General features: G+C 58.2%; 21 protein-coding genes and 1 pseudogene. 9 read left to right on the plus strand and 13 right to left on the minus strand.

Annotated features, from left to right (window positions below; genetic code table 11):
* Nucleotides 1-342 (plus strand): LPXTG cell wall anchor domain-containing protein (locus tag HMPREF2836_RS09320; protein WP_168163658.1); only part of this gene is annotated, 342 nt, incomplete at its 5' end.
* Between the two features lie 138 nt (nt 343-480).
* Here the strand turns inward: HMPREF2836_RS09320 and HMPREF2836_RS06345 are convergent.
* Entirely contained in the window at nt 481-1,974 is a 1,494-nt protein-coding gene (locus tag HMPREF2836_RS06345) for an amino acid permease (protein ID WP_070629895.1), read from the minus strand.
* A gap of 310 nt (nt 1,975-2,284) precedes the next feature.
* Nucleotides 2,285-2,797, minus strand: coding sequence for an OsmC family protein (locus HMPREF2836_RS06350; protein WP_210394340.1), 513 nt, complete (start codon nt 2,795-2,797; stop codon nt 2,285-2,287).
* 222 nt (nt 2,798-3,019) lie between these two features.
* Between HMPREF2836_RS06350 and HMPREF2836_RS06355 the strand changes: the two genes are divergently transcribed.
* From HMPREF2836_RS06355 to HMPREF2836_RS06365, 3 genes are all read left to right on the plus strand, one after another.
* The gene (locus HMPREF2836_RS06355) at nt 3,020-3,811 is read left to right on the plus strand and encodes an AzlC family ABC transporter permease (RefSeq protein WP_070629896.1); all 792 of its coding nucleotides are present in this window, start codon (nt 3,020-3,022) and stop codon (nt 3,809-3,811) included.
* A 529-nt stretch (nt 3,812-4,340) separates the two neighbouring features.
* Nucleotides 4,341-4,676, plus strand: a complete 336-nt coding sequence (locus tag HMPREF2836_RS06360) for a branched-chain amino acid transporter permease (RefSeq protein ID WP_049346968.1) — start codon at nt 4,341-4,343, stop codon at nt 4,674-4,676.
* A gap of 8 nt (nt 4,677-4,684) precedes the next feature.
* On the plus strand, nt 4,685-5,650 hold the full coding sequence (locus HMPREF2836_RS06365) for an AzlC family ABC transporter permease (RefSeq protein ID WP_070629897.1): 966 nt from the start codon (nt 4,685-4,687) through the stop codon (nt 5,648-5,650).
* 195 nt (nt 5,651-5,845) lie between these two features.
* Here HMPREF2836_RS06365 and tpx read toward each other — a convergent pair whose 3' ends face one another.
* Entirely contained in the window at nt 5,846-6,346 is a 501-nt protein-coding gene (gene tpx / locus HMPREF2836_RS06370; protein ID WP_049346965.1) for a thiol peroxidase, read from the minus strand.
* Nucleotides 6,347-6,478: 132 nt separating this feature from the next.
* Between tpx and HMPREF2836_RS06375 the strand changes: the two genes are divergently transcribed.
* From HMPREF2836_RS06375 to HMPREF2836_RS06390, 4 genes are all read left to right on the plus strand, one after another.
* Nucleotides 6,479-7,402 (plus strand): hypothetical protein, encoded by a 924-nt coding sequence (locus tag HMPREF2836_RS06375; RefSeq protein WP_168163659.1) that lies wholly within the window; start codon nt 6,479-6,481, stop codon nt 7,400-7,402.
* 204 nt (nt 7,403-7,606) lie between these two features.
* Nucleotides 7,607-8,392: an LppP/LprE family lipoprotein gene (locus tag HMPREF2836_RS06380; protein ID WP_049354195.1), complete on the plus strand. Its 786-nt coding sequence runs from the start codon at nt 7,607-7,609 to the stop codon at nt 8,390-8,392.
* Between the two features lie 453 nt (nt 8,393-8,845).
* Nucleotides 8,846-9,238, plus strand: coding sequence for a DoxX family protein (locus HMPREF2836_RS06385; RefSeq protein ID WP_005508469.1), 393 nt, complete (start codon nt 8,846-8,848; stop codon nt 9,236-9,238).
* A gap of 199 nt (nt 9,239-9,437) precedes the next feature.
* The gene (locus HMPREF2836_RS06390) at nt 9,438-9,695 is read left to right on the plus strand and encodes a GlsB/YeaQ/YmgE family stress response membrane protein (protein ID WP_044150247.1); all 258 of its coding nucleotides are present in this window, start codon (nt 9,438-9,440) and stop codon (nt 9,693-9,695) included.
* A gap of 150 nt (nt 9,696-9,845) precedes the next feature.
* On the opposite strand, the gene HMPREF2836_RS06395 is transcribed toward HMPREF2836_RS06390, so the two are convergent.
* The gene (locus HMPREF2836_RS06395; RefSeq protein WP_070629899.1) at nt 9,846-10,214 is read right to left on the minus strand and encodes a zinc ribbon domain-containing protein YjdM; all 369 of its coding nucleotides are present in this window, start codon (nt 10,212-10,214) and stop codon (nt 9,846-9,848) included.
* A 354-nt stretch (nt 10,215-10,568) separates the two neighbouring features.
* Here HMPREF2836_RS06395 and HMPREF2836_RS06400 point away from each other — a divergent pair, with 354 nt between their 5' ends.
* A complete protein-coding gene (locus HMPREF2836_RS06400; protein WP_044150246.1) occupies nt 10,569-10,781 on the plus strand; it encodes a TOBE domain-containing protein in 213 nt (70 codons plus the stop codon).
* A gap of 181 nt (nt 10,782-10,962) precedes the next feature.
* On the opposite strand, the gene HMPREF2836_RS06405 is transcribed toward HMPREF2836_RS06400, so the two are convergent.
* From HMPREF2836_RS06405 to HMPREF2836_RS06445, 9 genes and pseudogenes are all read right to left on the minus strand, one after another.
* Nucleotides 10,963-12,108, minus strand: a complete 1,146-nt coding sequence (locus tag HMPREF2836_RS06405) for a hypothetical protein (RefSeq protein ID WP_246822837.1) — start codon at nt 12,106-12,108, stop codon at nt 10,963-10,965.
* Between the two features lie 43 nt (nt 12,109-12,151).
* Nucleotides 12,152-13,581 (minus strand): annotated as a pseudogene (locus HMPREF2836_RS06410) (HEPN domain-containing protein).
* A 188-nt stretch (nt 13,582-13,769) separates the two neighbouring features.
* Nucleotides 13,770-14,855 carry a redox-regulated ATPase YchF gene (ychF, locus tag HMPREF2836_RS06415; protein ID WP_005505132.1) on the minus strand — a complete coding sequence of 362 codons (1,086 nt, stop codon included), beginning with the start codon at nt 14,853-14,855 and terminating at the stop codon, nt 13,770-13,772.
* Nucleotides 14,856-15,152: 297 nt separating this feature from the next.
* A complete protein-coding gene (locus HMPREF2836_RS06420) occupies nt 15,153-15,785 on the minus strand; it encodes a response regulator transcription factor (protein WP_049346956.1) in 633 nt (210 codons plus the stop codon).
* 140 nt (nt 15,786-15,925) lie between these two features.
* On the minus strand, nt 15,926-17,194 hold the full coding sequence (locus tag HMPREF2836_RS06425; protein ID WP_070629901.1) for a sensor histidine kinase: 1,269 nt from the start codon (nt 17,192-17,194) through the stop codon (nt 15,926-15,928).
* Between the two features lie 162 nt (nt 17,195-17,356).
* Complete coding sequence (locus HMPREF2836_RS06430) at nt 17,357-18,115, minus strand: ABC transporter permease (protein WP_070604098.1); 759 nt, start codon at nt 18,113-18,115, stop codon at nt 17,357-17,359.
* Nucleotides 18,116-18,170: 55 nt separating this feature from the next.
* Nucleotides 18,171-19,124 carry an ABC transporter ATP-binding protein gene (locus HMPREF2836_RS06435; protein ID WP_070629902.1) on the minus strand — a complete coding sequence of 318 codons (954 nt, stop codon included), beginning with the start codon at nt 19,122-19,124 and terminating at the stop codon, nt 18,171-18,173.
* A 446-nt stretch (nt 19,125-19,570) separates the two neighbouring features.
* Nucleotides 19,571-20,656 carry a 4-hydroxy-3-methylbut-2-enyl diphosphate reductase gene (locus tag HMPREF2836_RS06440; protein WP_049349333.1) on the minus strand — a complete coding sequence of 362 codons (1,086 nt, stop codon included), beginning with the start codon at nt 20,654-20,656 and terminating at the stop codon, nt 19,571-19,573.
* Between the two features lie 27 nt (nt 20,657-20,683).
* Nucleotides 20,684-21,892, minus strand: a complete 1,209-nt coding sequence (locus HMPREF2836_RS06445) for a dehydrogenase (RefSeq protein WP_070629903.1) — start codon at nt 21,890-21,892, stop codon at nt 20,684-20,686.
* Nucleotides 21,893-22,010: the final 118 nt, after the last annotated feature.

Genomic DNA, 22,010 nt, shown 5'->3' on the forward strand with positions numbered 1-22,010 from the left:
ACCGACGCGCCGACGGTTCCTGCGCTGCCGGAGGCAACGGTCGCTCCGGAGGCACCGGTTGCCGATAAGACCCCCAACGCTGACAAGCTGGAGGACGCAACCGTGGCGCATCCCAAGAATAAGCCTGCTCAGAGCAAGCCCTCTCAGGAGGCTCCGGTGACCGCCACCCGCTCGGCAAAGGATTCCCTGGCACAGGACAGCCTCGCTAAGGAGAGCAGCCCCAAGAAGGCTACCCTGGCGAACACCGGCGCATCCAGCGTTGGAGTGATTGTTGGCATTGGCGTTGCTGCTATCTGCGCGGGTCTGGGGTTGAGCGTTCTGCGCTCGCGCCGCCACTCCTAAGAGCTGCAGGGCGCACAGTCTAGCCCACCCGCCCGGTGTAAACCGCGCATAGCAAAGAGCCGCCGGCTCCCCTCAGTCAGGGGAACCGGCGGCTCTTCATGTATCAGCTAATTCAGCCAGCTGGCGCAATCGTTCGCGTTACTTCGAAGCCTTAACCTCGATACCGCTCACGTCAATCTGCTCCAGCGGAATCAGGCGGTCACGAGTGACCACGCGGTGCACCAGCCAGACCGCGATAATCACGGGCAGACCAATGTAGGAGCTGAGCACGCCAGCCCAGTCACCGCTCAGGAACGCCTCGTAGTTCTGGCCGCCAATGACGACCAGGCACATGAGGAAGGCGATAATCGGGCCCACGGGGAAGAACGGCGCCACGTAGGGCAGGTCCTTCAGGCTGTTGCCCTGCTTCAGGTACGCGCGGCGGAAACGGTAGTGAGCTACGGCGATACCCACCCAGGTGATGAAGCCAGCCAGACCGGACACATTCACCAGCCACAGGTACGCCCCATCCGGCGAGAGCAGTGCAGCGATGAAGCCGACCGCGCCGATAGCTGCGGTTGCCAGCAGCGCGTTCATAGGCACGCCGCCGGAGTTGATGCGGGTGAACATCTTCGGTGCCTTACCCTCCTGGGCGAGCGCGAAGAGCATACGAGCCGAAACGTACAGGCCCGAGTTACCTGCAGAGAGCACTGCGGAGAGGATCACGGCGTTCATGATGGCTGCCGCGAAGGCGATGCCTGCACGCTCGAAGATGAGGGTGAACGGGGAGATGTTGATGTTGCCGTCCGCTGCGGTGAGCAGGTTCGGGTCGGAGTAAGGAATCAGGAAGCCGATGACGACCATCGCACCAATATAGAAGAGCATGATGCGCCAGAACACGCTGGTCAGCGCGCGGGGCACGTCGCGGCGGGGATTCTCAGATTCGCCAGCTGCCACACCGATCATTTCGGTGCCCTGGAAGGAGAAGCCTGCCACCATGAAGATAGCGAGTACGGCGGGTGCGCCGCCGACGAAGGGTGCCTCACCGACGGTCCAGTTAGAGAAGCCAGGGGAGCTACCGCCCAGGATGCCGAAGATCATAGCGATACCTGCAATGAGGAAGACGACCACGGTGACGACCTTGATGGTGGCGAGCCAGAACTCACTCTCACCGTAGGAGCGTGCCGAGAGGGCGTTGATGCCGGTCAGCAGCACGAGGAATCCTGCCGCCCACACCCAGGATGGGATGTCCGGGAACCAGTACCTCATCACCTCGCCGACAGCGACGAGTTCGGCGGCAACGGTAATCGCCCAGTTGAACCAGTAGTTCCAACCCATGGCGAAGCCGAAGGACGGGGACACGTAGCGTGCCGCGTAGGTCTGGAATGCGCCGGGGACGGGCAGATGCGCAGCCATCTCGCCGAGGGACTGCATGAGGAAGAGCACCATGATGCCGATGAGGGCGTAGGCGAGGATTGCGCCGCCGGGGCCTGCGGTGGAGATGGTCTTACCGGAGGCGACGAAGAGGCCGGTGCCGATTGCGCCGCCGATTGCAATCATCTGCATGTGGCGGGCGGAGAGGCCTCGCTTCAGTTCACCCTCTGCGGGGGTGGCTTCCGATGCAGCGCCGGAAGTCTCTGTAGGCTGTGCCATGTCAGGTCTTCTTTCTGAGGCTATTGCTTCGTGCGTTTGCTAGCGGTCTAGTCTGGTGTCCAGTCTAGTCCTGCTGCGGGTGGTGCCGCCGAAGGTTTGGCCTGCGGTCAAGAAATTCTTCAATCATAAGGAATTCTTACGTACCGTAAGTTTTTCTAATCTGAGGGTCAATCCTACCCGCTTTCCGGGCTCTTTTCCACCCCAAACCCACAAAAACACAGAAAAACCCTCCCGAGCCGCTCCATCACGAGCGGCACGGGAGGGCCTCAAGTCAGGCTATCTCTCCGGGCGTTTAGTCCGTCTAGCCTTTCTAGTTCGCCAGGTTGTGGAACGAAACCTTCGTGGGGTGCTCCACGGTGCGGGAGACGGTGCAGTCCTTCTGCTCGCTGAGCTGAATCAGGCGGTCCACCATCTTCTGCGCAGTGGCGCCCTGCTCGTCCTCGGGGAATCGCACATCAAAGTCCACCTCAACGTCGTCGAGGCGCACCGCGCCGTCTTCGGTCTGCTTCAGCGCCGAGGCGAGCACCTCGAACACCTCGGGGGTGGAGCGGCGGGAGGTGCCCGCGTCCACGTCCACGGAGGAGCAGCCGGCAATCGCGGCGAGCAGCAGCTCGACGGGGGTCAGCAGGCCCTCGCCCACACCGAAGTCGAGGGTTGCGCCGTTGGCACCGTAGGCACGGTAGCGCAGACGGTCGATGCGCTCGATCTTGGTCTGGCGGTAGTTTTCGAGTTCGCGGCGTTCCTGCTGGCGCGAGTACACCTTCTTCTGCTCTTCTGCGGTCTGCGAGGTGTTGTTCTGCGCGATGTTGTTCTGCTCAGCCATTGAGGTTCCTTTCGGGTTGCCTGTACGGTCGCTAGGTTATTCAGCGCCGCGTTGTATAGTGTCATTCACTATAAGCGTGTTTCTCATATTTTATTCCCGGACTCTTTTTCTCGACGGCCTTCTAAGCGCTCCTATACACTGGAAAACCGCGGTGGAGCTTCGAAGCCGCTCGCGCACACAGCAAATTTTTTGAAAAGCACAACGCATACAAGGAACTCTTTGATGGCACAGACCCCCGGCACTGAGCGTACGAGTACGCAGAATGATATCCGTCTGGCTATGGCGGATTCTTCCGTGGTGATGCTCGGTATCGCGGTGCTGGGTTTGGGTTTGGGTATTATCCTCAACGCGCACGGCCTGCCGATCTGGACTGCGCCGCTGCTATCTGCCCTAGTTTTTGCCGGTTCGGTGGAGTTTTTGATGGTGGGTATGGTCAGCGGTGGCGCGCCCCTAGCGTCGATTGCGTTGACGGTGTTCCTGGTGAATGCGCGCCATCTGGTGTACGGTCTTTCATACCCGTTGCACAATGTGAAGGGTTTCTGGGCTAAGGCTCTGACGATTCACACTCTTTGCGATGAGGCGTTTGCTCTCAACTCCGGCCCTGACCGCGATAACCGTTCCGGTGCACGCATCCTGTGGGTAAACGCGCTGATTTACGTCTCATGGATTCTAAGCGTAATCCTCGGGTATGTGCTCGGTGCAAGCTTCTTGAGCGATTTAAAGGGCGTGGATTTTGTGATGACGGCACTCTTCACGGTGCTTGCCATGGACGGTTACCGCGCTAACCCGGATCGTGTGGCAGCATTATTTGTGGCAATTTCTGCCGCGGTAGCCCTAATTTTTGCGCCGTCCTCTTTCCTGGTGATGGCGTTGGGTTCGTATGTGGTGCTACTGTTGGTGCGCTTCCCGGTAGCGAAGCGCCGCGGCACCCTGCCGCATCGTGCTGTGCATGAGGTAGCGGCTGAGGCTGAAACCGCCGCTGCCGCTGATGCTCCCGCTTCCACACAACGGTAAGAACGTTACATATGTGCTCAAAACCCGCTAGGATAGATGAAGAGCACCGCTCTCCCCTCTTTCTATTTCTAGGATTACTAAGATGCCTCCCGCGCGAACCTGCGCGGAGGCTCCCAGAGGTGAAGGTACCCCATGACTCAGATGAAAGACACCGCTAAGGAAACTAGCGACGCAGAACGCTGTGCCGCCCCGGAGTAACACCGCACCGGGAGCGGCATCACCCGAGGTCACACACGAGAACTACTGACGCGCGCAACTACCCGCCCAGAACTATCTGCACAGAACTATCCACGCAGAAAACTCGTGCAGGAGGAACGACCCTCCGCCTCCATGTTTCGCGGCTTTCATCAACTCACGTACCTACCGCACTACTTAGCCCCCCAGCCCCTTCTTCGGTTGGGCTCTCCCTACCCTTTTTCGCGGATGCTTTCGTAGCTTCACCCGCGCGCCTCTTTCAGGGCTCTTCCGCTCTTTTCGGGGCACTCTTTCGGGGTCTTTCGCTGAGTATGTGCAGAAAGAGAAAATCTTCATGAACAGTGAAGTGACCACCGGCTATATTCTTGCCGCAATTCTTGTGGCTGCAGGTATTACGTTCCTGCTTCGTTTGCTTCCCTTCGGCCTGAAGAAGGCTCTGGCTGGCTCCGAACTTTTGGATGCGCTCAGCCACTGGATTCCGCTCGGCGCGGTTGCGCTGCTTGCCATCTATGCGGTGGCAAAGATTGATTATGCTTCCGTTGAAACAGCGGCACCGTACCTGGCGGGCCTGGTGGTGACCGTGGGTGCGCACCTGTGGCGTAAGAATATGGTGCTGAGCATGGTTGCGGGTACCGTCACCTGTGTTGTTCTGGCTAACTGGGTTTTCTAGGGGTCATGATGAGCATCTCTAAGAACTCTGTTTCTTCCACTGCTGTTTCCTCCGCTGCTTCTTCTCAGCCCGCACCTCAGCAGGCGAGCCAACCCGCGCCCCATCAGGCTTCTCCCGAGCAGGTGGAACAGGTCATTGCTTCTGCCCTTCCGCTAACCGGCATGATTCCCGTGGTGGAGGCGCCTACCTCCCCCGATGCACAAGGCTCTCAGCAACCGCGAGAGAGCGGCTTCGCAGAGGCGATGCGCGTTGCCGGTGTGATTATGCTGGGTTTGTTCTTTGTCGGTATTGGTTTGGGTGTGCTTGTCCACAGCTACCATCTGCCGTTCTGGGTGGCTCCCCTGCTGCCGGTACTGGTGTTTGCCGGTTCGGTAGAGTTCGTGCTGATTGACATGATGTCGAATCATGCGTCACTGTTCTCTATCGCCGTGATGACTCTGCTCATTAATTCCCGCCACCTCATGTACGGTCTGTCGTACCCGATTGAGCGTGTGCGTGGTGGTTTGGCGAAGTTCTACACCGTGTACACCCTCATCGATGAGGCGTATGCACTGAATACGGGCCCGGACCGCCATAAGCTGCGTGGTTCCCGCATCCTGTGGATTCATGCGGGTCTGCACCTGAGCGTCCTAGCGAGCGCTACGCTCGGCTACGTGCTGGGTGCAAGTTTCTTGAGTGAGCTCAAGGGCGTGGATTTTGTGATGACGGCACTCTTTGCGGTGCTCGCCATCGATGCTTATCAGAGCTCAAAGGACCGTACCACCGCAGCTATTGCAGGTGTATCTGCAGTGGTTGGTTTGGTGTTGGCGCCGCAGTCGATGCTACTGATTTCGATGGTGGTGTATATGCTGCTACTTATCTCTCGTTTTGTGGTGGCTAAGCGCCGCGGCACCCTGCCGGAGCATATGCTGGTCGCCGATGAGGAGCCTGTCGAAGCCGACGCTCCCGGTCATCCCGGCGCCTCCGAACACTAAGTCTGGATATAGTAAAGCGCCCCGCCCACCCGAAATACCGGGTGGGCGGGGCGTTATGCTGTCGCCAGCCGCATGTGTGGGTGAACCCATGCGCTGTAGACGTTCAGTATCTGCTGTGCTGTGTACCGCCAGGTAACCCTGACGGAAGTATGTGCGGGTGCCGGGATTGTATCCAGCTCCCGTACCAAGCTTAGCTTACTTGATAGCTGCCAGGGCTGCTTCGTAGTTGGGCTCGTTGGTGGTTTCGGGAACCAGCTCGGTGTAGACAACCTCACCGGCGGGGTTCACGACGACCACGGAGCGTGCCAGCAGACCAGCCAGGGGGCCGTCCACGAGCTTCACGCCGAAGTCCTCACCGAAGGAGGAGCGGAAAGCGGAGGAGGTGACGACGTTTTCAATGCCCTCGGCTGCGCAGAAGCGGCCGATTGCGAAGGGCAGGTCGTTGGAGACGCACAGCACGACGGTGTTCTCCAGGCCTGCAGCCTGCTTGTTGAAAGTGCGGACGCTGGTTGCGCAAACACTGGTGTCGACGGAGGGGAAGATGTTCAGCACCAGGTTCTTACCTGCGAAGTCTGCGGAGGAAATCTCGGAGAGATCAGCCGCGAGAACCGAGAATTCGGGCAGCTTTGCGCCGACTGCGGGCAGGTCGCCGTTGGTGTGGATTACGAGTTCGTTCTGTAGAGTTACTTCAGCCATGCCTTCATTGTCCCTTGGATGCGGCGGGTGTGCAAGGGGACACAGGCACTAGCGGGCAGAGTTTCCGCATAGCTGATTTTCTGCGGTGCCGCTTCGCCTCAGCGGCACCTCTACAATGGGCAGGTGAGCATTTTGAGGCACGTATCTTCCCGCCTTGCGCCGCTGGCGCATCCCGTGACGAATTTCAGGGCACTCCGTCAGGACCTGCGCCGTCAGCGGGTGGAGGGTCACGCCCTCGTTGATCCGCAGAATACGTACCGTCCGAGTGTGCGCGCTGAGCTGCGCCGCATGTTCACGCGTCCCCTCCCGGTGGAAACGCAGACGCTCATGTGTAACGCCCTGCTGGCGGCAATCTGGTGGTACCTGCTCCCGGAAGCCTGGCGTTCGTGGCTGTTTAGCGAGTTTAAGGGCCCGGCTGGTTTTGCGCTGGTGATGGTCGGCTGGATGGTTGCGGACGTCACCTCAACGAACCTGATGGGCCACGATGAGGAGCATGCGCTGCGTGCGTTGCGCAGTAGCGACCCGCATGCCCTGCACCTGTTCGTGCGCACGAAGGCTATTGCGATCGGTCTAATCACGGGTATTTCCGGTACCCTGCTGGCGCTGATTCTGCACAGTCAGGACAAGCACCTGACCCCCACCCTCATGATGTCCCTATCGTTCTTTGTGGTGCCGGCTATTGTGGTGTCCCTGGGCTCGATTCTGGGCGTGATGTATCCGTACCGTCTGCGCGGCTGGCAGTTCCGCTGGGCGCACCGCAAGAACCTGCGGATGAGTGCCCGCTGGGTTCTGCTCTGTTTCGGGCCGGGCTGGGTGCTGGGTACGGTGCTGATGTCGCTGATGTTCCCGTCGATTTTCCTATCGGATGCGCTCGCGCACCTTCTCAACCCCGGAGTGGATCCGCGCGATGTTGCGTTCCGGCCGCTACTGTTTTCGCTGATTTTGTGGGTCCAGGGCGCGATTAGTCTGTGGGTTTTTCCACGGATTACGGCGCGTATTGCGACCGCGAGGCGCGCCTGGCTGGTGCACTATCTGACGGACGATAAGGTCTGCTAGCCGGTTTTTGGTGCTGGGTGTTTGGGCCGGGGGTTTGCCGCCGGGCAGCTGCTCGCCCATGTCACGGTAACGAACGACGCTGGTAACAAACGGCACTGACCGCGCGCACCACGTGCCCGCCTCTTTTTCCCTATACTGGACGAGTTCACTATTCACTTCTTGACCAGCACCGATGCGCGCTGCCGCGCATCTTCAGGAGTATCCATGTCTTCTAATCGCCGCCGTTTCACCGGCCGTACCGCTTTGGCTCTACCTGCATTGGGCGCCGCTCTAGCTCTCGTTGTCACTTCCTGCTCGGCAAGCACTGATTCTGCCGTTTCGGGTACCGTGGTGTCTTCTTCTGGCAGCGCTTCTGCCTCCGCGAGCGCGACCTCCACTCAGGCACTGTTCCCGACCCCGTCGGCGAGCCCGAGCGCATCCGCGAGCGCTACCCCGAGTGCTTCGTCGCCTGCTCCGGTGCCGTCGGTGGTGACGATTACGGTTCATGCTGAGCCGACCGCATCCGAGTCGAAGACCTCTGAGCCTGAGTCAAAGTCGGGTTCCAAGTCTGAGTCGAAGAAGGATTCCACCTGCGCGTCTGATTCTGCATCGACCGTGGTGTCTAAGGCTCTGCGCGAGTTGAAGAATAAGAGCAAGTGGGATCAGTGGACGAACGTTTCGGCAAGCTACGAGGGTTACGACCCCTGTGCTGAGCTGTCGTGGATTGACGCGATTCCGGGTTCTTCCCCGTCTGATTGCTGCATCTCCTCGATGGCGCACCACATTCTGCTGTTCCACCGCGGCAAGTTCATTGGTACCGCAACCTATGAGCCGTACTCGTTCTCTCCGATGATTACCCGTACCTCGGACAGCTCGATTAGCGTGACCTACCGCTACGTGAAGGGCGATGAGAGCTCCGCCAGCGCGAGCGGTCGCACGACTGCTGAATTCAGCTGGAGCTCTTCACAGAACAAGGTTGTGATGACCGGTGAGGTTCCGCCGAGCGAATAGCCGGTTCACCTTATAGGCTACGTGTTTGATGCCCAGGAGGTTGGGCATACGAGAAACCCGCCGTCTCGCATATGGTGCATATGTGAGACGGCGGGTTTTCGTTGCTTAAGGATATGTAGAGTGCCCGAGGGCTAGCTATTTAGGCAACGAACTTCTTGTAACCGAAGTATGCGGCGCCTGCCAGGATAGCGATGCACAGAATCTTCTTCACGGTATAACTCCTTTGATTGTTCCGGTAGGCACCCGGTGTTTTGCTCCGTCTGGCGACTCACCTAAAGGTGAGGGCAGGCGGGGCGTCATCCGCACGTGGTGCCGTTGCTCCCTATCTTACCTGCTTTTGAACAATGTTTTCTGTTTGACGTGCCTAGTCCGCATTTTAGACAGTCAAACACGCAGCGGTTCAGCGCATCGTTGAGGCAGAGAATAAGCCTCTGACGGGCGCATAATGGGAGCATGAGTATTTTTAAGAAGAAAGAGTACAGCGCTGAGCGCTCGGCTACTCGTATGGCTCGCGCCCTCGCTGTGATGGGTGCGCTGCACTTCATCATCCCGGATCCCTTCGACTCGATTGTGCCGAAGTACCTGCCGGGTCCTGCCCACGCGTACACTCACGGTTCGGGTGTAGCTGAGCTGGGCACCGCTGCCCTGCTGGCTAATGATAAGACCCGCCGCGCCGGTGGTCTGCTTGCGGCTCTGCTGTTTGTTGCGGTGTTCCCCGCGAACATTCAGATGGCTCTGGATGCGCGTAACCAGTCCACTCAGCGTAAGGCTATTGCGTATGGTCGCCTGCCCCTGCAGCTGCCGCTGATTTGTAGCGCTCTGAAGATTTGGCGTAAGTCGAAGTAGTCAATACATTCACCATTCGATACATTCGACACTCATCTCATTGACGAGAAAAGCACCTTAGCGTTTTAGAGATAAAACACTAAGGTGCTTTTAGCTTAATAAAAGCTCATATAAGCTCTTCTTATATCATATTTACGTATAATTGAAAACAACATACTATCTGCCACAGTGGCAGATATATAAACCCAAGGAGATTACAATGGGTACTTTTATTGGCACCATTATTACCGGCGCAATTATTGGTGCACTTGCACGCTTCTTTATGCGAGGCCGCCAGAACATTTCGATTCTTTGGACCATTATCTGCGGTGCTGTCGGCGCAGCTATCGGTACCTGGGCAGCGACCCAGCTGGGTGTTGCAGACACTAGCGGCATTGACTGGATCCGCTGGATTATCTCAATTATTGCTGCAATGCTGACCATTTCCCTGTACATGGGCTTGACCGGTAAAAAGTAAAGAGATATTTGCTAATTTCTTTTAAAACCTAAGCAATTTTTATAAAGCATAAGGCGGCACCTCCCCTAGCGTGAGCTAGTGCGGGAGGTGCCGCCTTTTCTGCGCCTCGCAGGAGGCGTTTTGTGTATTCTTGGCTTATATCGCCTTGGCTTATGCCTTCTTCACCACGGAGGACTTCAGGTACATCTGGCCTGCGCCGGGGACCTTCGCCTCAATGTCGTGGCCGTTGACGGGGGATTCGAGCAGGCGGATGCCGCGCACCTTGGTGCCTGCCTTGATGTCTGCGCCGCCCTTGACCTTCAGGCCCTTGACGATGGTGACGGTGTCGCCGTCGACGAGCTCGTTACCAACGGAGTCGAGAACCTTGGAGCCTGCCGCTTCTTCGGTTTCGCCTGCTGCGGTGCGTTCCCATTCGTGGCCGCACATGGGGCATGCCCAGAGTTCGCCCATTTCGTAGGTGTAGTTTTCGCTGCATTCGGGGCAGGCGGGTGCTTCGATGTCGTTGAGGTTTTCGCTCATGGTTCCTTCTTCGATCTGTGCGGATGCGCCGCTCCCCTGTTTCCGCGGTGTTACTGCGGTGGTGCTGCGGCGTGTGGGCGCGCGTCAGCCAGGCAAGGGGTGCGACGGTGGAGGGTGCGAGGGTTCTCGCGTTCGTGCTGACTATACCATTTGGCGGGTGTGAACCGCATGTGCGGGGCTGGTTTTTGCCGGTCTTTTGGGGTGGGTGCGGGGCGTGGGTGAAACCGAAAATAAAATTTGCCTGGTTTGTGCGTAATATTTACGAAAATTCGGGTTTTTGCTCATTATGCAGAAGATAAGGCGTGTAAAGTATCTAGAGCATTTGTACGTTTATTGAGTGAAAGGCACGGCTTCATGAAGCTTTCTGCACGTAACCAGTTCGCTGGCAAGGTTGTTGAGATCACCGAGGGTGCAACCAACGGCATCGTTAAGATTGAGATCGCTCCCGAGGTTATTATCTCCGCGTCCATCACCAACGAGTCCATTAAGGAACTGGGCCTGAAGGTTGGCGAGACCGCTTACGCAGTCATCAAGGCTTCCAACGTTATGGTTGGTGCTGACCACTAATCCCGGTCGATAAGACTTAACACCCTACGGCTGCCTGTTGTGGCGCGCGAGGGTTAATAGGGCGGAGCCCCGCACTGTGTGTACAGTGCGGGGCTCCGCTTTTATGTTTTTATCGCTTAGACGTTGAAGCGGAACTCCACCACGTCACGGCGTATATCAATGTTTCAGGGTAAGCAGTACCCTACGAGGAGAGCCACCCCTTCCGCTGCCCGACTTCCGCGACAGCCGCTTCCAGCCTCTCCCCATAGATTTCCCACAAATCAGGACGCTTTTCACTGATCCATTCAAACCCCTGACGGACATCGACATCGTCAGTTCCCCAGTTTCCTTCCGATTCAGGTACTGATTCAATTGCGGGAGCTAGGTTTTGAATCATCCGCATCGCTAGATGACTATCAGTATCGGCAACCCATCCAACCGCTCTGATGAGCCAGGCAGCTGTAGCAGTGACGCTGTCGGTCGAGCCCTTAATTTCCCACCGGTCAAACGAGCGCAGGACATCTCGATGCAGCAGATAAGCGAGAGCATCCGCAATGTCTCTTTTCAGCCCATCCATCTCATCCGCTTCCAGCCTCGGACCTCCGCGCCCCATTTCCAAGTCTTTGACCGCGAGAAGGGCACCTGTCAGAACATTCAGCTTAAGACCACCGGGAGCCCGAGAATCAATCCTCTCAACCGCGTCAAGAAGAGGACTCGCCGCCTGGGGAAGAGCATTAACCAGATCCCGGTAGAAGGAGTGACCTGGACGTTGCTTTTCTGCAGTCGGTCCCGTAACAAGTTCAACGATACGTGAGACTTCAATCTTTGCTTCCTGTCTTTTTACTTCCGCAATGAATTTGAGCAATCCGGGATAGGGCGGGTACCCATCACTTTCTGCATAACGACGTTCAAGCCCGTCAACATAATTACTCACAGCAGCATCAGTCAGGTTATCTTGCACTTTCACACCGGTGGACGTTCCCGGAAGCGCAAGGGCAGGATTGGCGCGGAGATGATTGAGGAGGAAATCCCAATCCGCCCCCTCATACTCACGAATCTCTTTCCACAGTAGCGCCAGATATGTGGGGTCTGAGGCTTGGGGAACAATCCCCAGTAGCGCATCGCGCCGCTGGAGCTGAGAAACCGACGTTAGATTAGCGAGGATTTTGGCTTGCAATTCGCTATCACGTTTTGCTTGTTCGCTATCACGTTTTGCCTGCTTAGCTCCCATCCTCCATAACACAATGGGGATGATTGCAGTGGCCACAAAGGATGCAAAGCCCAAAAGAAGCATCGGGTCATCCCACGACCACTTACTTAAAAGGGAATGCCACCATTCGATTATCATTTTTACCTCCTAGACATTGAAGTGGAGCTCCATCAGTTCGTCATCATGCATCAGTATTGTTTTGCTTTTCCTCAGTTATTTCTTCCGGTGGAGGGGTGAGCCATTCCCCTGCACGACGAGCTGCATTAATGTATTGACGATAATTTTTTACAATCTCGTTTTGATACTCCTTCGAAACACCAAGGCGCTCCATAATAGCCAACCTGATAATTGCTTTTGTGACATCAACGATGGCAAGCAGCTCTTCAGCACTTTGCTTAGGAGCAACTCCTTTATGGGTAAGATCATTCCGAGCTTTTACCGTTTTTTTGCCCAGTATTCAACATCAGGCACAAGATATGAAATATTATCCTCATGTACTAATCCTGCAAGATCCATAAGTCTAACTCGAAGGCTCGGGTCATTACGCAGATTTGACATTGCAGTTTCTTTATACCAATCAGGAACTACATTCATTATCTCTTTTTTCATCTTTTTAAACTCTGCGGCATCATACATATGAGATCTAATATTAAGGTTACGATGCAATACTTCAGCCGCCCCAGTCACTGCCAAGAGATCATTCTCAATGAAAGTCATATCTTCAAGCTGTATAGCCATCACCATATTCACCGCAGCCCTGGCACAAGCTACTAGCTCAAACCATTTCGCAAGAGACTCTGCGAAAGGAAATGCCATGGAGACAAGTTGAGCATCACTAAAGATACCGCCCATTCCATACCCTTCTCCAATATTCATCTCAGAGTCAATAACATTCACACATTTATTATCAGAATTTGAAAAATCCCCAGTAGCCTCAAGCTGAAGCCAAACAATACCGGAATCTTGGTTCGCAACAAAGGAAACAAAATTCTGGATAACACGAGATTCTTCAAGTGCCTCTTCCAGCGAGATACCACCATCTACAAGAACTCGACAAAACAAGTTTTCCCCATCAGGGACTTCATCTTTATTCACATTACAGAACTCAATACGCCTGCCCCCAAATTCAATTTCCTTTTTCTCTTCCTCCAGCGAATGCCAAAAACCTAAATTATCAACAGAAATCCTAAGACCTTCAAATACTTTATTATCCTTACTTTCTACATGCCGCCCTAGAACCAACTTCTCCGCATTAATCTTGCAATCACTCACATAACTTACGCCAGCTCTCCTCCAAAACCATATGGGACTCATATCTCTTGCATCCATAATCGTAATATCTACTCCGTCAGCGACACCATAAATCACATCATATGAAATTAGTAAATCTTTGCTCCTGACGGTTCGACTTATATTCCCATATTCATCTTCACGCACCTCCCCGACATCCGCAGGATTATATTCATCAAAATTATTATCCAATTTAAGATTCATGCCCCCTTTCCCATCGCAAACAAGGGTTCCTGCAACCTTGTTATCAGGATTTTCGGGAAGCCACCAATGACCAACCCATTCGCCCTTTTCAGCAAAAGGAAATGGAGATTCGTTCATTCTATCCTCCAAATAAAAGAATCAAGCTAAAACAGAATTTCATCTAGGTGATATTTTTGCACTCCCTACATAAAATTCAATTAACGGTTTACATTACAACCTAAGGGTACAAAAAATCCGGTGACAGTGAGATGATTTTCGTCATCCCTCCGTCACCGGATTCTCAACGTCCTATCGACCCGTCAGACTTAGACGTTGAAGCGGAACTCGACTACGTCGCCGTCCTGCATGATGTAGTCCTTGCCCTCCATACGGACCTTACCGCGAGCCTTCGCCTCCGCCATGGAGCCAGCCTCATCCAGATCCTTGAAAGACACAACCTCAGCCTTAATGAAGCCACGCTCAAAATCAGAGTGAATCACACCAGCAGCCTGCGGCGCAGTATCACCCTTATAAATAGTCCAGGCGCGAGCCTCCTTCGGGCCCGCAGTCAGATAAGTCTGCAGACCCAGGGTCGAGAAGCCCACACGAGCCAGCTGGTCCAGGCCGGACTCATCCTGACCGTTCATCTCCAGCATCTCGCGAGCCTCCTCCTCAGACAGCTCCACCAGATCAGCCTCCAGCTTCGCATCCAAGAACACAGCCTCAGCCGGCGCCACCATGTCACGCAGCTCCTGCTGCTTCTCCTCAGACGCCAGAATGCCCTCATCCGCGTTGAACACGTAAATGAACGGCTTAGCAGTCAGCAGGTTCAGCTCCTTCAGGTGAGCCAGCTCCAGCTTTGCATCCTTCGCACGAGAAATGATGGTGTCACCATCCTCCAGGATCTTCTGCGCAGCCTTGTAGGTCTCCAGCTGAGCGGCGTCACCCTTCTTAATCTTCACAGCCTTCTCCAGACGCGGAATAGCGTTCTCTAGAGTCTGCAGGTCAGCCAGAATCAGCTCAGTGTTAATGGTCTCCATATCGGAGGCGGGGTCAACCTTGCCGTCCACGTGAATGACGTCCGGGTCATCAAACGCACGCACCACCTGGGCGATAGCGTGCGCCTCACGAATGTTCGCGAGGAACTTGTTACCCAGGCCCTCACCCTCAGAAGCGCCCTTCACAATACCCGCAATATCAACGAACGAAACAGTCGCAGGCAGAATACGCTCCGAACCAAAAATCTCAGCCAGACGGTTCAGACGCGCATCCGGCAGGTTCACCACGCCCACGTTCGGGTCAATGGTCGCGAACGGGTAGTTAGCCGCCAGCACAGTGTTGCCGGTCAGAGCGTTGAACAGGGTGGACTTGCCCACGTTAGGCAGGCCAACAATGCCGATAGTTAGAGCCACAAGTTTTCCTTCGAATCATGTACCCCGCCAAACACTCAGGATGCGCCGCGTACGTGATGCGGCGGGTGCGGGCGGGCACAGGGCGAAAATGGTGCCCGCTTCCAGGCGCGACACCGCCAGTCTCGGGAAGAAACGGGTGCGGGGCGCCTGCGGGCATAGACACTACCATTCTACCGTGTTCGCGCAGGAGCCGCCCCGAGTGCAGGGATAGGCACCGATTAGGAGAAAGTGAAGGCGAAAAAACTGAGGCGAGGAAGCACCATCGCTCCCCCGCCCGAATTATTGAGAAGCAGCGAGTTAGAGCCAGCCGTTCTCCGTGGCGATACGCACCGCGTCCTGACGCGTCGACGCACCCGTCTTCGCCATCGCCGCAGATAAATAATTACGCACCGTACCCGCCGACAAAAACAACGCCGACGCAATCTGCTGAGCCGTACCACCCGACGCCGCCTCACGCAGCACCTGCGCCTCACGCTCCGTCAACGGAGAAGCACCCGTCACCAAAGAATCCGCCGCCAACGACGGATCCACCACACGCAAACCCGCATGCACACGACGAATCGCCTCCGCCAACTGGCGAGCACCCGTATCCTTCACCACGAAACCACTCGCACCAGCCTCCAGGGCGCGGCGCACATAGCCCGGGCGGCCAAACGTCGTCACAATCAGCGTACGCACCGGCTCACCCGACTCACTCAAAGCACCCGCATCACGCAACGCCGCAGCCGCCTCAATACCATCAGCCAGCAAAGTACCGGGCATCTGCACATCCAGCAGCACCACGTCCGGCTTCAGCAGGGCGACAGCACCCAACACCTCATCACCACTACCGACCTGACCCACAATCTCCAGGTCAACCTCCAGACCCAGCAGGGCGGCAAGAGCCTCACGGATGAGCTGCTGATCGTCAGCGAGCAGAACACGAATCATGGGAGCCTCCCAAGGGGCGAAGACGGGGTGATAACGGCGGGCGGAACAACCGCGTGAGGTTGTCTACCACCACCATACAGGGGCGGGTAGCTCCCCCGTCCAGGGCGCGGCGCCAAGTTCCACAATCTACAGCGCTCTATCTACAGCAGTGAGGTGTCGCCGTCCATGCTCACACGGATGCGCGTGCCCACCCCACCGGCAGGGTTCTCCGCCAGCCACTGCGCGGGCGCCGCCTCAATCACCACGCTACCGCCGGACGCCGCCACACGCTGAGCCATACCTGTCAGGCCGTTACCGCGGGCATCGCCCACGCCCACGCCGTTATCGAGGATGTCCAGACCGGTTGCGCTCAGACGCACCCGCGCCGCGTTCGCACCCGAGTGGCGCACCATGTTCGTGACCGCCTCACGCAGAACCCAGGAGAACAGCTTCGCGTTCACGCCAGCCACTGCGAGCGCGTTCTGAGCCTCCGGCAGTTCGGCGCGAATACCGGCGGTCTGCAGGGCACGGCCCGCACCCTCAATCTCACCCGAGAAGTCGGGCACACGCAGGCGCGTTACGGTCGAACGCACCTCCGCCAGGGATGCGCGGGACAGCTGCGCGATAGCCTCCATCTCGGCGCCGGCGCGGGCGGGGTCAATCTCCAGCAGGCGCTGCGCCAGCTCCGCTTTGAGGGTGATGACGGTCAGGGAGTGTCCGAGCACGTCGTGCACGTCGCGGGCAATCTCTTCACGTTCCTCGGAGAGCGCCAGGGAGGCACGCGCCACGTCCGCGCGTTCGCCCAGCTCAATCAGGTAGGAGAAGCCCAGCATGCCCACCATCGGCGCACCGATAAAGAGGGCCATACCACCGCGCGCGGTGACATCAAAGCCGATGCTCGCCATAAAAATTAGCCAGCAGGCCAGGGCAATCGTCGCCGCTACACCCAAGCGCAGGCGGTACGGGGCGATTGTGCCAAAAATCCAGAACGCCACAAAGTACATGCTGAACGACAAGAACACCATATACGCCGATTCCAGCCGCAGCGCCGTCAGGCCAGCCACAGGCAGCGCCATCAGTAGCGTCCAGATGACGCTTCGACGCACCGTGGAGGCGACCGGCACTAGCCACGGCACCGCGTACGCCGAGCAGTTCACCACCGCAAACAGTGCCACCAGTGCCACACCGGCCCAGCGCACCGGCCCCAACTCCGGGGTGGTGAGGAAGCTGTCCAGCGGCATGAGCAGAAACACCAGCCACGGGGCGCTAAAGCCCAGCGCCAGCCAGTTCACGTTGCCGCGGCGTTCACGGTAGAGGAAGCGGAAGCGGTGCTTGCCCAGGGTGCGCTTCGCGGCGGAGGGTGCCGCCTCGTTCTCCGTGTGGGGGTGTTCGTTCTCGTAGGAATGGGTGTGGGTGTGGGTTTCGGTCATGGTTCTAGCCTAACGTGCGGGTGCCGCGGGTGCAGATACCACCGGTGCGGCGGTGTCAGTAGCGGCAGTGTTAGTAGATGCAGTGTGAGTGGATACGGCTTCCGCCGCAGCCTCGGGAGCCCTGATACTCGGAACCCTTGAGACTGCGGCGGGAAGAAGCATTTAGCGGCGGGTTGCGCGGCGCATCAGCAGGGCAGAAACACCCAGGAAGATAGCCGCCCACACAACCAGGCTCACCACTGCGTACCAGAGCGGCTCGGTCACGAACCAGTCCTCACCACCCAGAATAATGGTCTGACCTGCGGCGAAAGGGTAGCGGGCAATCTCGGCGGCACCGTACAGCGGGGTGAAGCGGGCGTACTTCAGCAGGTCGGTGCTCAGCGGGGAGAACACGGTACCGAAGAAGCTCATAATCACCAGCAGACCGTTCGCAATGGACACGGCGTTCTCGTTACGAATCAGCAGACCCATCATGATGCCGTAGAAGGCGAACACCAGACCGCACAGCACGGTCAGCGCGCCGGCGGCAAGCTGCTGGTTCACAGGGATCTCAACACCGGTGAACATGCCCACAATGTTCACCGCAATCACCGGCACCGCAGAAATCACCAGGGCGGTCAGAGCCTTCGCGCCCAGGTACTTGCCGGTGGTCAGCGGGGTCAGCGCCAGCTGGCGGTTCCAGCCGCTGGAGAGCTCGGTGACGGTGCTACCGCTAATCGCCACGGTGTTCTGCACGGCGCCGTACAGCGCCATGCCAATCATGACGTACGCTGCTACGTTGCCGTCACCCATCGGCTGGGAGGAGTAGTCCTGCATCGCGCCAAAGAGCAGGAAGAAGACGATGGGCAGTGCCACGCCGAAGAAGAAACGGTCGGTCGAGAGGATAGAAGCGCGGATGTCGTAGAGTGCGTAGCGGAGCATGATGTTTTCCTTGAGGTGTGTAGCGGCGGCGTGTGGTGTTGAGGCGGTCTAGTGTTTAGGCGTCGGATGCCTTGGAGGCGGCGGCCTGCTCGGTCAGCAGGGTGAAGGACTCGTCCAGGGAGGGCTTGGTGACCTCCAGGTCGCTGATGCTGTAGTTGTTCAGCAGAGTGCGCAGTACCTGCTCAATCTCCAGCACGGAGATGCGGTGGCGGTACCCGCCGGACTCTTCGGTCACCTCGACCGGCACATCCAGGTCGGTGATGGGTGCGGGTGCGAGGAAGGAAAGGTGGCGGTGGCCGGTCAGGGCGCGAATCTCGTCGGCGGAGCCGTCAGCGATGATGGAGCCGGATTCCATGAGCACGATGCGCTGGGCGAAGTTCTGTGCTTCTTCCAGGTAGTGCGTCGCAAAAAGAATGGTCGTTCCACGTTCTGCGATGGCTTCCATACGCTCCCAGAAGGTGCGGCGTGCATTCACGTCCATGCCAGCGGTCGGCTCGTCCAGAATCAGCAGTTCCGGCGAGTGCATGGTCGCCAGGGCGTAACGCAGACGCTGCTGCTGACCGCCCGAGCACTTGCCGACCTTACGCTTAGCGATATCGGTCAGGTCGGCGCCGGCGAGTACCTCATCCACGTCAATGGGCTTGGGGTACAGCGCCGCAATCATCTCGACCGTGGCGCGAATCGTCAGGTCCTTGAGCAGGCCACCGGTCTGCTGAACCGCACCGAGCAGACCGGCGCGTGCCGCCTCGGAAGCGTTACGGCCAAAGACGCTCAACTCGCCGCCGCTGGGCTGGGTCAGACCAAGAATCATGTCGATGAGGGTGGTCTTACCTGCGCCGTTGGGGCCGAGCAGGGCGATGATTTCGCCGCGCTTGACGGTCAGGTCAATCGAGTCGACGGCGACCACGGTGCCTGCCGCACGGGTGGAGAAAACCTGGCGGAGGGAGCGGGCAGAAATAACGGTTTCTGCGGTGTTGTTCTTGCTGTTCTGAAGTGCTGCGGTGTTCATGTTTCTATTACACCGCCGGTTTTCGCGCCGCTGCGGTACAGAGTGTCATGACCTGCACATGACAAATGTCATGAGTTGAGGATATGCGAGCGTTGCGGCCGGTTACGCGAAGCGGGGGCTCCGTCCTCAAGGCGCCCCAGCGCCGCAGAGGGGGCACCCCCCCGCGAGCGGAACCCGGCGCGTACCGCTATCCCAAGCCATGCATCCCGTGCATCCTCGGGCACGAAAGACCCCGCGTAGCGAGACCGCGAAGCTGCGGAGGCAACCGGTTACGCGAAGCGGGGGCTCCGTCCTCAAGGCGCCCCAGCGCCGCAGAGGGGGCACCCCCCCGCGTAGCGTGACCGCAGAGCTGCGCTTCTCCCCCTACCTGTGCATCCTCAGACACGAAAGACCCCGCGTCTTCTCCCCACACGGGGAAAAGGACACGGGGTCATCAGCTAAAAGGCTTAGCGAGTGGGCTTAGCGCCGCGGCCACCGAGCTGGCGGCCTACGTTCTCGTCGTTCTTCAGAGCGGAACGCAGTTCCTTCGGCAGGGAGAAGAGAATATCTTCCTTCGCGGTCTCGACCTCTTCGATGGTGCTGTAGCCGTACTCGGCGAGCAGAGCCAGCACCTCCTGAACCAGAACCTCGGGTACGGACGCGCCGGAGGTCAGGCCCACGGTTGCCACACCTTCGAACCAGGATTCGTCGACCTGATGTGCGAAGTCCACACGCTCGGCACGCTTAGCGCCGTATTCGAGGGCTACTTCCTTCAGGCGCACGGAGTTCGAGGAGTTCGCCGAACCCACCACGATGACCAGGTCTGCGCGCGGAGCGATTTCCTTGATAGCGCCCTGGCGGTTGGAGGTTGCGTAGCAGATGTCGTCCGAGGGCGGATCCTGCAGGGACGGGAAACGCTCACGCAGACGCGCCACGGTTTCCAGGGTCTCGTCCACGGACAAGGTGGTCTGAGAAATCCACACAACCTTCTCGGGGTCGCGGACCGTTACCTGATCCACTTCCTCGGGCGAGTTCACGATCTGGATGTGCTCGGGCGCCTCACCGGCGGTACCTTCGACCTCTTCGTGGCCGGTGTGACCGATGAGCAGGATGTCGTAGTCCTGCTTGGCGAAGCGCACAGCCTCGCGGTGCACCTTGTTCACCAGCGGGCAGGTCGCGTCAATGGTGTTCAGGGAGCGGTCGCCGGCTGCGGAAACCACCGCCGGGGACACGCCGTGCGCCGAGAACACGGTCACGGAACCTTCGGGAACTTCGTCCACTTCATCAACGAAGATAGCGCCCTGCTTCTCCAGGGTCTCCACCACGTGGCGGTTGTGCACAATCTGCTTGCGCACGTAGACGGGCGCGCCGTAGTGCTCCAGCGCCTTCTCAACAGCAATCACGGCACGGTCAACGCCCGCGCAGTAACCGCGCGGGGTGGCGAGCAGGACTTTCTTCTCACCGGTGACGGGTGCGGCGGCTTCAACGTCGGCGCGGCTGCGGCGCTCGCGGGGTACGGGCGGCAGGCCCAGGGCAATAGTTTCAGTGGACATGGTTACTATCCTACGTTGTTCGGACTTTTAGTGTGTGATGACTGTGGCACCGCTCGCAGGGCTACGTCCCAGGGCGATGAGGCGAATCAGAATACCGAGCAGCAGGGCGAGGATCGCCATGACCAGCCCGTAGCTTGCCGCCGCCTGCAAGTGCCCGGTCAGTGACGGTGCAAGCTGGTTCCATGCCCCGGTAATCAGCGCCGTTCCGGCGGTGCTGTGGCTGGTAATTCCCAAGGTTTCAGGGCTTTGGCCGCCAAACCAGGCTGCCGCGCCCCATCCCAGCAGGGCGTAGAGCAGAGCCGTGACCACCGGTACCAGGATGCGGTGCCTGGGTGCCAGCAACGTAGCCAGCAGCAGGCTCAGCACCGAGATGATGGTCAGCGGCACGGTGGATTTGCCCAGCGCGGCGGCACGGTTAATGCCGGCGTGCAGGTACCATTCCTGCTGCTCCTGCTGGTTGTTGCCGTCCTTTACCCGGTCAATGTTGAGGGTTTCAGGGCCGAGCTTCGTCAGGTCCGGATCGAAGGAGCCGATAGAGCCGACCTTCGCATCCAGCGCACGGTAGAAGGGGGTGAGCACAATGACGGCGGGGCCGTCCTGGTGTTCGAGGTTGTAGCGGCGAGTTTCCTCGGCTATTTCCTTCCAGAGGCTTCGATATTCTTCAGTTTTTGACAGCTCAGCCGCGGATCGGTTGAGCAAGGAACGTATGCCGTCTTGTGTCGGCTTTACAAGAATGGAGTATAAGCCGCTTTGTTTGGTGCCGTCGAGGAAGGTTGTCATAGCTTCGGAGTTCATGAGATCTTCAACCGCACCGTCCGCGATGCGCGAGGCAAGCTGCGAATCTTCCGCCAGGTTGGAGGAAATCTGCGAGAAACCGCGCTCTGACATGAGCTTAGAGTTCACCCAGGCACCCGTGGTTGCACCCAGAGCGGTCACCAGGGCCAGGGCGCACAGCACAACGGTCAGGAACCTCCGCAAACCCGCCGCGAAGGGAGGCTCCGGGGCGGCCTGCAGTTCAGCTTTGGTGGGGGCTGCGGCGTGGCCGAGCGTGCGCGTGGGCTGTAGCAGAGTGGTGTCTTCATCCGCCGTATAGTAGCCGTCCGTGCGGGTAATCCGAGTATCGACGACTCGGGTCGCGTCCGCCGGGTAGTTTTGCGCGCCAGTACCCGCCGCTGACGAAGCTGCGGCGGTGTTGAGGGCGTTGTTCTGATGTGCTGACTGATCGGGTGAGCGCATGAGCCTAGGGTACCCGCTCACAGTGTTCAAAGCCGATTCAGACCCGCAGAATGCGCCAGAAGCTAAGTTCTGCCTGCACTACGTGCAAGCTACCCGAGTCGCCAGCCTGACCTGTGCG

This window comes from Rothia sp. HMSC065C12, from assembly GCF_001812085.1.
Classification (GTDB): Bacteria; Actinomycetota; Actinomycetes; order Actinomycetales; family Micrococcaceae; genus Rothia; species Rothia mucilaginosa.